General features: G+C 63.9%; 10 protein-coding genes and 1 pseudogene. 10 read left to right on the top strand and 1 reads right to left on the bottom strand.

Annotated elements, in window-relative coordinates; all coding sequences use genetic code 11:
- Positions 1-84: 84 nt before the first annotated feature.
- The 9 genes from EOA29_RS11755 (at position 85) to EOA29_RS11715 (ending at position 10,015) form a co-directional block, all read left to right on the top strand.
- Positions 85-1,230 carry an aminodeoxychorismate synthase component I gene (locus tag EOA29_RS11755; RefSeq protein WP_126092143.1) on the top strand — a complete coding sequence of 382 codons (1,146 nt, stop codon included), beginning with the start codon at positions 85-87 and terminating at the stop codon, positions 1,228-1,230.
- Positions 1,179-1,841, top strand: a complete 663-nt coding sequence (locus EOA29_RS11750; protein ID WP_126092142.1) for an aminotransferase class IV family protein — start codon at positions 1,179-1,181, stop codon at positions 1,839-1,841. Before EOA29_RS11755 ends, EOA29_RS11750 begins: the two co-directional genes overlap by 52 nt.
- A 58-nt stretch (positions 1,842-1,899) precedes the next feature.
- Positions 1,900-2,850, top strand: coding sequence for a DUF3445 domain-containing protein (locus EOA29_RS11745; protein ID WP_127220925.1), 951 nt, complete (start codon positions 1,900-1,902; stop codon positions 2,848-2,850).
- A 125-nt stretch (positions 2,851-2,975) separates the two neighbouring features.
- Positions 2,976-4,421, top strand: coding sequence for a homospermidine synthase (locus EOA29_RS11740; protein ID WP_126092140.1), 1,446 nt, complete (start codon positions 2,976-2,978; stop codon positions 4,419-4,421).
- A gap of 186 nt (positions 4,422-4,607) precedes the next feature.
- On the top strand, positions 4,608-4,979 hold the full coding sequence (locus tag EOA29_RS11735; protein ID WP_126092139.1) for a hypothetical protein: 372 nt from the start codon (positions 4,608-4,610) through the stop codon (positions 4,977-4,979).
- Between the two features lie 189 nt (positions 4,980-5,168).
- Positions 5,169-7,190 (top strand): bifunctional UDP-sugar hydrolase/5'-nucleotidase, encoded by a 2,022-nt coding sequence (locus EOA29_RS11730; protein WP_127220924.1) that lies wholly within the window; start codon positions 5,169-5,171, stop codon positions 7,188-7,190.
- A 147-nt stretch (positions 7,191-7,337) separates the two neighbouring features.
- Positions 7,338-8,402, top strand: a complete 1,065-nt coding sequence (hemH, locus tag EOA29_RS11725; RefSeq protein WP_126092137.1) for a ferrochelatase — start codon at positions 7,338-7,340, stop codon at positions 8,400-8,402.
- Positions 8,403-8,537: 135 nt separating this feature from the next.
- Positions 8,538-9,488: an SPFH domain-containing protein gene (locus tag EOA29_RS11720; RefSeq protein ID WP_126092136.1), complete on the top strand. Its 951-nt coding sequence runs from the start codon at positions 8,538-8,540 to the stop codon at positions 9,486-9,488.
- Between the two features lie 29 nt (positions 9,489-9,517).
- Entirely contained in the window at positions 9,518-10,015 is a 498-nt protein-coding gene (locus EOA29_RS11715; RefSeq protein WP_126092135.1) for an NfeD family protein, read from the top strand.
- Positions 10,016-10,090: 75 nt separating this feature from the next.
- Here EOA29_RS11715 and EOA29_RS11710 read toward each other — a convergent pair whose 3' ends face one another.
- The gene (locus EOA29_RS11710) at positions 10,091-11,110 is read right to left on the bottom strand and encodes a KpsF/GutQ family sugar-phosphate isomerase (RefSeq protein WP_126095767.1); all 1,020 of its coding nucleotides are present in this window, start codon (positions 11,108-11,110) and stop codon (positions 10,091-10,093) included.
- 160 nt (positions 11,111-11,270) lie between these two features.
- Between EOA29_RS11710 and EOA29_RS11705 the strand changes: the two are divergent.
- Positions 11,271-11,767: pseudogene (locus EOA29_RS11705) on the top strand (hypothetical protein); the annotation flags it as partial.

Below are 11,767 nucleotides of genomic sequence, written 5' to 3'. Positions count from 1 at the left end.
GCGCCGCCCGACGCCGTTCCCTCGATTGCGCCTCGCCGAGCCCCCATATAGAGCGGTCGACTGAATTGACCGCATTCGAGGCTTATGTCCCTGCCTTCAGCCATCTTCCGCAACGACGAGACCGCTCGCCAGTTCGTCTTCGACCGGCCGCACGAAATCATTGTCGCGCGCAGCGCGGCCGAGTTCACGCCAGCGCTCGAGGCAGCGCAGGCGGCCTCCGACGCCGGCAAATGGCTGGCAGGCTATTTCTCCTACGAGGCCGGCTACCTGCTCGAGCCAAAGCTGGTGCCATTGTTGCCTGAAGGACGCCGCGCGCCACTGATCTGTCTCGGCGTCTTCGACGCGCCGCTCGAACAGGCGGTGCCGAAGGGTTCGGGCCCCGCCAGCAACGGCCCGATCTTCGACGCCAGGGCAAGCTGGTCCGCCAAGGACTACGCCGTCCGCTTCGCGCGCCTTCACGAACACATCCGCAAGGGCGACTGCTACCAGGGCAATCTGACCTTTCCGGTCCATGCGCAATGGTCCGGCGATCCGCTTGCCGCCTTCGACGCGCTGACCGAACGCCAGCCGGTGAAATACGGCGCGCTGATTTCGCTTGGCGATCCGGTCGTGCTGTCGCGTTCGCCGGAACTCTTCTTCGAGATCGACGCCGAAGGCATGATCGAGACGCACCCCATGAAGGGCACCGCGCCGCGCGGCGCGACCAGGGCCGAGGACGCGCGGCTGAAGGCGTTCCTGCGCAACGACGAAAAGAACCAGGCCGAGAACCGCATGATCGTCGACCTGCTGCGCAACGACATTTCGCTGATCAGCGAGGTCGGCACGCTGGAGGTGCCGGAATTGTTCCGCATCGAGACCTATCCGACGGTGCACCAGATGGTGAGCCGGGTGCGGGCGAAACTCTTGCCGGATGTCGGCATTCGCCGGGTCTTTGCCGCGCTTTTCCCTTGCGGCTCGATCACCGGTGCGCCGAAGATCCGCGCCATGGAGATCCTGCACGATCTGGAGAGCGTGCCGCGCGACGTTTATTGCGGTGCCATCGGCTGGGTCGCACCCGGCGGCACGATGCGCTTTTCGGTGGCGATCCGCACCATCTCGCTCTTTGCCGATGGCGAGGCCGTCTACAATGTCGGCGGCGGCGTCGTCTTCGATTCGACGGCCGATGAGGAGTACCGGGAGTGTCTTCTGAAAGCGCGCTTCGCGACGGGAACCGTGCCGACTTCGAACTGATCGAGACCATGCGCTGGGAGCCTGGCTCGGGCTTCCTGCGCTTCGACCGCCATCTTGCGCGGCTTTACGCTTCCGCCGCGGAGCTCGGCTTTGCCTGCGACCCGCAACGGATCGGTGAGGTGCTGATGGGCGCGGTCGGCGGGCAGCAAATCGCGATGCGCACCCGGCTTGCCCTGCAGCGCAATGGCGAAGCGACAGCCGCCGCGCAACCTTACGAACCGCTTCCGGCCGGCAAGGTGTGGCGGCTGCGGCTGGCGCGAACCCGGCTCGATTCCAGTGACATGCTGCTGCGCCACAAGACCAGCCGGCGACAGGTCTACACGCACGCACGTGCCGAATATCTCATCACGCAAGCCGACGAGGTGCTGCTCGCCAACGAGCGTGGCGAACTCTGCGAGGGCACGATCACCAATCTCTTCGCCGACTTCGGCGACGGTGTGCTGGCGACGCCCCGGCTCGACTGCGGCCTTTTGCCTGGAATATTGCGCGGCGAGCTTCTGGACGAAGGCCGCGCCGTGGAAGCGATCTACAGCTACGACGATCTCAAGTCGGCGAAGGCGATCTTTGTCGGCAATTCACTGCGCGGGCTGATCCCGGCGCAACTGGCCTGACACTGGAGCCGCCAGTCGTTTTCTGTTTGAGAAAAGCCATTTTCTGTTTGAGAGAAGCATGATCGTTCGCCAGCCGACCCACATGCCCCCAACCCACATGCCCTATGACGGGTCTTCAAAGCCTTTCACCATCGGCCTCAAACCGCTCGAGCTCGATCGCTGGATCGAGATCGATCGGTTCCTTCTGCCCCATCTCGCAGAGAAGCGGCGGCTTTACACGGAAATCCCGGAAAAGGTCTTTGTCGAGGAAGACGGCACCCGCGACGCGCAGCGCGAGGTGCTGGACCTCCTCTCCGCCTATCTTCCGGCAAAATATCCTGAGACACACCGAGGTATCGGCTCGGATGTCGAGGTTGTCGGCCTCGAGCAGGCAACGGGCGGACTGGCTCCCGATTTGCTGGAAGCGCCGCTTGTCCGGGCGTCCCTGCTGGTCCAGGAAGATCTGATCCTGATGCGCCGGGGCGACGACGGCTGGCGGCTCGCCGCCGGCTCGCTCTGTTTCCCCTCATCCTGGTCGCTCCAGGAAAAATTCGGCAAGCCGCTTCAGGAGATCCATGCGCCCGTGCCTGGCTTCGGCCCCGGCACGCGGCCGGCCGATTTGATCAACCGCATGTTCGACGGGCTGCAGGGCCAGGCGGTCGAACGCTTCAACTGGTCGATCCAGGCGGGCGACGCACTCTATCATCCGCTTTCCAACATCCAGCGCCTCGACCGCGCCACCAACCGCCCGACGCGCTTTCCGGACGGCGACATCAACGCGCATGCCTTCATCCGCGTCGAGCGCCAAACGCTGCGCAAGCTGCCGGTCTCGCGCGACATCCTCTTCACAATCCGCATCCATCTCGACCCGCTGGCCGTGCTTGCCCGCCACCCAGACAAGCCAGCGCTCGCGGCCTCTTTCGCCGGGCAGCTCAACGCCCTCGATCAGGAACAGCTCGACTACAAGGGCCTGACCGCCGACCGCGACCGGCTGGTCAGCTTCCTCGACGGCATGGCCAAGGCGGCTTAACCACGCCATCATCGCGACTTAGCCGGCGGTTGGCGCTTTTCGCTGGTTTGTGACAATGATCTGTGGTGTAGCGCTTCCGGCGGAAACGCCGGATTTTGCATGTGTTTGAAGGAGTGTCCCAGAAAATGGCGAATGAAAACTGGCCCGTTTACGGTGAAATCACCGGCCCTGTCGTGATGATCGGCTTCGGCTCGATCGGACGGGGAACGCTGCCGCTGATCGAACGCCATTTCAAGTTCGACAAGTCGCGCATGGTGGTCATCGACCCGCTCGACACCGACCGCAAGCTGCTCGACGAGCGCGGCATCACCTTCATGCAGGACGCCGTCACCAAGAAGAACTACAAGAAGCTGCTGACCCCGCTTCTCACCAATGGCGGCGGCCAGGGCTTTTGCGTCAACCTGTCGGTCGACACCTCCTCGCTCGAATTGATGAAGCTCTGCCGCAAGCTCGGCGTGCTCTACATCGACACCGTGGTCGAGCCCTGGCTTGGCTTTTATTTCGACGAAACGGCCGACAATGCCTCGCGCACCAACTACGCGCTGCGTGAAACCGTGCGCGAAGAGAAAGAGAATAATCCCGGCGGCAGCACGGCGATCTCCTGCTGCGGCGCCAATCCCGGCATGGTCTCGTGGTTCGTCAAGCAGGCGCTGGTCCACCTGGCCACCGATCTCGGGCTCGAATTTGCCGAGCCCGAGCAGCACGACCGCGAGGGCTGGGCCAAGCTGATGAAGAAGACCGGCGTCAAGGGCATCCACATCGCCGAGCGCGATACCCAGCGCACCAAGAAGCCGAAGCCGATGGACGTGTTCTGGAACACCTGGTCGGTCGAGGGCTTCATCTCGGAAGGCCTGCAGCCGGCCGAGCTCGGCTGGGGCACGCACGAAAACTGGATGCCCAAGAACGGCAAGAAGCACAAAAACGGCTCGCAGGCGGCGATCTTCCTGGAGCAGCCCGGCGCCAACACGCGCGTGCGCAGCTGGTGCCCGACGCCCGGCGAGCAATACGGTTTCCTGGTGACGCACAACGAGTCGATCTCGATCGCCGATTTCTTCACCGTGCGCGGCAAGAAGGGCAAGGTGAACTACCGCCCGACCTGTCACTATGCCTACCATCCCTGCAATGACGCCGTGCTGTCGCTGCACGAGATGTTCGGCGCCGCCGGCAAGGCGCAGCCCGTCCACCATGTGCTCGACGAGAACGAGCTGGTCGACGGCGTCGACGAGCTCGGCGTGCTGCTCTACGGCCACGACAAGAATGCCTACTGGTACGGTTCGCAGCTGTCGCTGGCCGAGGCGCGCAAGCTGGCGCCTTACCAGAACGCCACCGGCCTGCAGGTCACCTCGGCGGTGCTCGCCGGCATGGTCTGGGCGCTGGAAAATCCGGCGGCCGGCATCGTCGAGTCCGACGAGATGGATTACCGGCGCTGCCTGGAAGTGCAGTTTCCCTATCTCGGGCCGGTCAGGGGCTATTACACAGACTGGACGCCGCTCGATAACCGCCCGGGCCTTTTCCCGGAGGATCTCGACAAGGACGACCCGTGGCAGTTCCGCAACATCCTGGTGCGATAGCAGCCAGGCCTACCGCCGTCTCCACCTTGCAATCGCCCGGAAATCGGGCGATTGAAGACGGGCGGCCTAGAGCGACACGCGTCCATTCGGATGCACCAAGTCCGCTCTAGCACATTGAATGGACGCGTCGTGCCATCCGAAATCGAAGTCGATTTTCGGGCCGATGCGAGAGGAGAGGGTTTTCAAATGACCATTGCGCGCAAATTGCTTTCGGCAAGCGCCGCGGCAAGCCTTCTGGCCGCTGCCGCCTGCACCACCACCGGCCCTTCCGAGCCGATCGCAGCGGCGCCGAAGGGCGTCGAGGGCAACTGGATCGACGCCAAGGGCACCGGCCTGTCGACCTTCGCGGCAGGCAGCTTCACGACCGTCGCCACCGACACCGGCCAGAAGCTGTCCGAAGGCAGCTACACCATGACCGGCCCGACCTCGGTCGAGATCCACGGCACGTCGCTGATCCGCCAGACGCCGGTCAGCTTCAACTGCCTGATGGTCTCCACCAGCCAGCTCAACTGCACCAGCGCCAGCGGTCAGAACTTCGTGCTGACGCGCCGGGCATAAGCCGTTAGGCATCGACCCTTTTCAGGGACGGCGGCGCAAGCCGCCGTCCTTTTTTGTGCCGGCAAACTTCCTCCCGATTTCCGCTTGCATCGACCAAAACGCGATGTGAACATGACCCGAAGCTGGCTGTTATGTTCCAGTCAAGCGAGGGCGTTAAGCACATCAGGTCAGCTTATCCGGGAGACGAAGATGAAGAAAATTGCCGCCATTCTAGCCCTGTCTGCCTCGACGCTTGGCCTGTCGGCCGGAACCTCTTTTGCCGACTACACGCTGAACATCCTGCATTTCAACGATTGGCATAGCCGCATCGAAGGCAATAACAAATACGAGTCGACATGTTCCGCCGAGGAGGAAACCAAGGGCGAATGCATCGGCGGCGCGGGCCGGCTGGTCACGGCGATCGCGCAGGAGCGCAAGAAGCTGGAAGGCCAGAACGTGTTGCTGCTCAACGCGGGCGACAGCTTCCAGGGATCGCTGTTCTACATCACCTACAAGGGCGCCGCCGAGGAGGAGTTTCTCAATCAGATGAAACCCGACGCGGTGACGCTCGGCAACCACGAATTCGACGACGGTGAGAGCGCGCTGGTGCCTTTTGTCGATAAGGCGAAGTTCCCGGTCGTCAGCGCCAACGTCATGCCCAACGACAAATCCGGCGCCGCGGGCAAGATCAAGCCGTCGATCGTGGTCGAAGTCGGCGGGCAGAAAATAGGCATCGTCGGCGCCGTCACCAACGACACGCCGGAACTCGCCTCGCCCGGTCCCAACATCGCCATCGCGGACGACGTCAAGTCGATCACCGCCGAGGTCGAGAAGCTGAAGGGAGAAGGCATCAACAAGATCATCGCCGTAACGCACATCGGCTACAACCGCGAGCGCGATGTCATTGCGAAAATCCCGAGTATCGACGTGGTGGTCGGCGGGCACAGCCACACGCTCCTGTCCAACACCGACCCCAAGGCGGCAGGCCCCTACCCGACGATGGTCGACAACCCCGACGGCTACAAGGTGCCGGTCGTGCAGGCGGCGTCCTATTCGAAATATCTCGGCGAGTTCAAGGTCGTGTTCGACGACAACGGCGTCGTCAAGGAAGCGAACGGCGACCCGATCTTTCTCGACAAGTCGATTACACCGGATCCCGCCGTGCTCGCCCGCATCAAGGAACTCGGCGCGCCGATCGAGGCGCTGAAGAACAAGGAGGTCGCCGAGACCACCAAGCCGATCGACGGCAGCCGCGAGAATTGCCGGGCGCGGGAATGCGAGATGGGCAACCTCGTCTCCGACGCCGTCCTCGACCGGGTGAAAGGCCAGGGCGTCGAGATCGTCATCTCGAACGGCGGCGGCCTGCGCGCCTCGATCGACCAGGGCACCGTGACCATGGGCGAGGTGCTGACGGTCCTGCCGTTCCAGAACACGCTGGCGACGTTCAAGATCTCCGGCAAGGATCTGGTCGCCGGGCTGGAAAGCGGGCTCAGCCAGATCGAGGACGGCGCGGGACGCTTCCCGCAGGTCGCCGGGCTGAAATATTCCTTCGACAAGTCGGTGGCGCCCAATGCCGGCCGCGTCAAATCCGTCGAGGTGATGGAGAACGGCGCCTGGGCGCCGATCAATCCCGACAAGCAGTATCTTGTCGCCACCAACAATTACGTGCGCCAGGGCGGCGACGGCTACAAGGTCTTCGCCGAGAAGGCCACCGACGCTTACGACTACGGCCCTGGCCTGGAGCAGGTGGTGGCCGACTATCTCGGCGCGCACCGGCCTTATACGCCGAAGCTCGACGGCCGCATCACCGAGGTCGGCGCGACGGTAGCCGCGGCTGAACCGGCAAAGCCCGCCGAGGCAGCTCCGGCCACGACGGCACAGGCCACCGAGCCTGCCAAACCGGCCGAGACTGCGCCCGCGATGCCGGCTTTGCCGTCCAATTCCGGCGACATCGCCGGCACACCGCCGACCGTTCCGGCTGAAACCGCGCCTGCGGCGCCCGCCGCCGAACCGGCGAAGCCTGCCGAGCCGGCACCGGCCGGGGCCAAGCCGGCTGAGACTGGCCTAGAGACCAGTCATGTCATCGCCGCCGGTGACACTTATTGGGACCTGGCCAAGAAGAACTATGGCGACGGCGCCAAATGGAAGCTGATCTCCGAGGCCAACAAGGACTACAGGCCGCGCCGGCTGCCGCTCGGCGCGACGCTCACCATTCCACCGGCCGCGAAGTAATCTCTCGCCGGAAAATTCAGGGGCACCCGTCCGGCAACCGGGCGGGTGTTCCGTTTTCATGCGGGAGCGGGATAAGGTGCGGCCAGACGCTACATTGAAAAGCAGCAGGGCGTCGCTAGTTTCACGGCGCCCGTCCGGAGACCGTTGATGACGCTTGCCAACCCTGCCGATGCGAAAGCCGCCGAGACCGCCGGTCCGGCGCTGGCAGGCGCCGCACCGATAAAGGCCGGCAAGATCGGCATCATGCTGATCAATCTCGGCACGCCCGACGGCACCGATTTCAAGCCGATGTGGCGCTATCTCAGGGAATTCCTTTCCGATCCGCGGGTCATCGAGCTCAACAAGGCGATCTGGTATCCGATCCTTTACGGGCTGGTTCTCACGACGCGGCCCAAAAAGTCCGGCGCCAACTACGCCAGGATCTGGAACCGGGAGAGGAACGAGTCGCCGCTGCGCACCTTCACCCGCTCTCAGGCCGGGAAGCTGGCCGGTGCCCTCGCTGACTTGCCGAATGTCGTGGTCGACTGGGCGATGCGCTACGGCAATCCCTCGACGGAGAGCGTCGCCCTCCGACTGGTCGAACAGGGTTGCGAGCGCATCCTTTCCTTCCCAATCTACCCGCAATATTCGGCGACGACGACGGCGACCGCCAACGACCAGCTATTCCGCGCGCTGATGAGGATCAGGCATGCGCCGGCGATCCGCAGCGTGCCGCCCTATTACGACGAGCCGGTCTATATCGAGGCGCTCGCCCGTTCGATCGAGCGAAATCTGGCGACGCTCGATTTCGTGCCGGAGGTGGTGATCGCCTCCTATCACGGCATTCCGAAGCCTTATTCCGACAAGGGCGATCCTTATGAGGCACATTGCCTCGAGACGACGCGGCTGCTGCGGGCAAGGCTCGGCTGGGATGACAAAAAGCTCATCATCACCTTCCAGTCGCGCTTCGGCGCGCAGGAATGGCTGCAGCCCTATACCGACGTCACCGTCGAGAAGCTGGCGAAGGAAGGCGTGAAGTCGATCGCCATCGTCAATCCGGGTTTCTCCGTCGACTGCATCGAAACGCTGGACGAGATCGGCCGTGAAGCGGCCGAGACGTTCCATCACGCCGGCGGCAGGAACTTCGCCCATATTCCTTGCCTCAACGACAGCGCCGAGGGCATGGCGGTGATCGAGGCGCTGGTGCGGCGCGAGTTGTCCGGCTGGGTGTGACGGGCTTCATCGACAGACCCTGAAACCGGTGCGCAAAAGCGTCCGCTAACCAATATTAGCGATCACATGATTGTAACGCTGCGGAAACACACTTAAGTGATTCCGTGAGGTCGCCGCCTTTGAGGGAGAAACGAAATGGGCTTCAGCGGTTTCGATATTGCCATCATTGTTCTTGTCTTTCTCGTCGTCATCCTTCTTTTCAAAGGCATCAAGACGGTGCCGCAAGGTTACAATTACACGGTGGAGCGCTTCGGGCGGTACACCAAGACGCTGACGCCTGGCCTCAACATCATCAACCCGATCTTCGAGCGTATCGGCGCCAAGATGAATATGATGGAGCAGGTGCTGGATGTTCCGAGCCAGGAAATCATCACCCGCGACAACGCCATCGTCGGCGTCGACGGGATCGCCTTCTTCCAGATTCTCAATGCGGCGCAGGCCGCTTACCAGGTCTCCGGTCTGCAGAACGCCATCCTCAACCTCACCATGACCAACATCCGCACCGTCATGGGCTCGATGGATCTCGACGAACTGCTCTCCAACCGCGACGCCATCAACGAGCGCCTGCTGCGTGTCGTCGACGAGGCGGCGCATCCCTGGGGCATCAAGATCACCCGCGTCGAGATCAAGGATATCAACCCGCCGGCCAATCTGGTGGAATCGATGGGCCGCCAGATGATGGCCGAACGCGACAAGCGCGCTCAGATCCTCGCCGCCGAAGGCCTGAAGCAGTCGCAGATTCTCGAGGCCGAGGGCCGCCGGGAGGCCGCCTTCCGCGACGCCGAGGCGCGCGAGCGCTCGGCGGAAGCCGAGGCCAAGGCGACGCAGGTGGTGTCGGAAGCCATCGCCAAGGGCGACGTGCAGGCGATCAACTATTTCGTCGCGCAGAAATACACCGAGGCGCTGGCCAAGATCGGCTCGTCCAGCAACAACAAGATCGTGCTGATGCCGTTCGAAGCCTCGTCGCTGATCGGTTCGCTGGGCGGTATCGGCGAGATCGCCCGCGAAGTCTTCAAGGGCGACGGCCCTTCCGGCACGCCGCGGCAGGGCTCGCGGCCGCCGGTGGTGCGGCGGAGCGACAACTGATCTATGCCGTCTGGGTGGGAGAAACGTCAATGATCGACCGCATCGTTTCGGAACTCGGGCCATGGAACTGGATGGTTCTCGGCTTCGTGCTTCTGGTGATGGAAATCGTGGCGCCCGGCGTGTTCATGCTGTGGATCGGCATCGCGGCCCTTATCATCGGCGCGATCTCGCTGCTCATCGGCTATGCCGCCATCTTGCCTTGGCAGGCCGAGTTGAATGGCGCCATCTGGACCTGGCAGGTCCAGGTTATCGCCTTCCTTGTCCTGTCCGTGATCTCGGCCTTCGTCGGCAAGAGGCTGACGGCCGCGCGTGCCGGCGAGATCGACCAGCCGCTGCTCAACCGCCGCGGCGCGCAGATGGTCGGCCGCACGGCGACGCTCTCCGAGCCGATCCAGAACGGCCGCGGCCGCATCAGGTTGGGGGATACGCTGTGGCGTGTCTCCGGCCCGGATCTTCCTGCGGGCGCGCAAGTGCGTGTCACGGGTGCCGCCGATACCGATCTGGAGCTGACAGTCGAAGCCGTCTGACCAAGCCAACTTCCAGGATGCGTCGAGATTTCAGGCCAGGCCCAACAGGCCGGCCTCACCGGACATCAACGCATCCTATGCCGCGCCAATGCGAAGCAGATCGTGCAGATGGACAAGGCCAACCGGGCGGCCGCCCTCGACCACCATCAGGCTGGTGATGGCGGACGTGTTGATCGTCTGCAACGCCGTCGCCACCAGCGTGTCGGGAGCCGCCGTCTTCGGCTTCTTCGTCATCACCTGATCGACACTCATTGACAGAAGATCATTGGCGATGTGGCGGCGGATGTCGCCGTCGGTGATGATGCCGATCAGCGCGCCGTCGCCGCCGGTGATCGCAACACAGCCGAAGCCCTTGCGCGACAGTTCGACGATCGCTTCGCGCATCCCGGTGCCCGACGGCACCAGCGGCAGCCGCTCGCCGACATGCATGATCTCGCGCAACTGCGTCAGGTTGGCGCCAAGCTGGCCGCCGGGATGGAAGGTGCGGAAGTGATCCGGCGTGAAGCCGCGCGCCTCGAGCAGCGCGATCGCCAGCGCATCACCCATGACCAGTTGCAGCAGCGCCGATGTCGTCGGCGCCAGCCCGTGCGGGCAGGCCTCCGGCACCGCCGGCAGGAGAAGCACCACGTCGGCGGCGCGCGCCAGCGCAGAAGTCTCGCCCGAGGTGATGGCGATGAGCGGGATCGAGAAGCGCCTGGAATAGGCGACGATGCCCATCAGCTCCTTGCTTTCGCCCGACCAGGACATGGCGATGATGGCGTCGTCCCTGGCGATCATGCCGAGATCGCCGTGATTGGCCTCGGCCGGGTGGACGAAGAAGGCGGGCGTGCCGGTCGAAGCGAGCGTCGCCGCGATCTTGGAGCCGATATGGCCGCTTTTGCCGACGCCGGTGACGATCACGCGGCCCTCGATCCGCGAGATGACCTCCACCGCGGCTGCGAATGGTTCGGACAAACCGTTATCGAGAGCGGTGGCAAGTGTCGCCACGCCGGCCTGTTCCGTCGCCACCGTTCTCAGCGCCGATTCGATCGCAGCCTGCCTGTCCGGCTGCTTTCTTTCTTCCGGCTGGTTACTTTCTTGGGACCCCGCATGCATGGCAGATGCCATTAGCGCCATGTCGCCCGCCTGTCCAACGGAATTGCCGTTTCACGCTTCCCGGGGGTTGCGAAAACGGCCCGCCTCAACCGTCCGTTAACCATCCGCCTTTACGGTTCGGTAAGTATGGCGCGACTGCGCCGCGCAAGCAGTGGTGACGATGTCCGGGGCCCAGCCTGAAACGAAAAGCGGTCGAAAGGGCATAGCCGTCAGCACACTGCTGGTGGCGGCGAGCGTTCTTGCCTTGCTGCGCCCGGCGCCGGTCCTCGCGCAGGAAACCGAGCTGCGCGGCGAGGTCTCCGAATCGGCAATTCTGACCGACCAGCAGCGCAAGGCCAGGCAATTGCGCGCGCAAGGATCGCAGGATCAGGCAGCTCCGGCGGCTGACAACCAGACACAAGCAAACCCCTACCAGCCGGAGAGCCCGGGGGCCGTTCCGGACGACGACCAGACAGCGGGCGCGACCGCGAGCATCTTCGACCAGCCGCAAGCAACCGACGACCCGTTCGCCGACGATCAGACCACGGCCCAGCCGCGCCGGCCTTCGACCGCCAGGCAGCGCGCAGCCGATGCCGACACAAAAAACGGTGCCAAGGCGACCGACAAGAAAAAGGCCAAGAAGAAGCCCGGGGAGACCACCGGCAGCACGGCCAAGAC

It is taken from the genome of Mesorhizobium sp. M1E.F.Ca.ET.063.01.1.1 (assembly GCF_003998155.1).
GTDB lineage: Bacteria > Pseudomonadota > Alphaproteobacteria > Rhizobiales > Rhizobiaceae > Mesorhizobium.
Note: the sequence above shows the minus strand (reverse complement) of the source record. Positions and strands in the feature narration are given on the sequence as shown.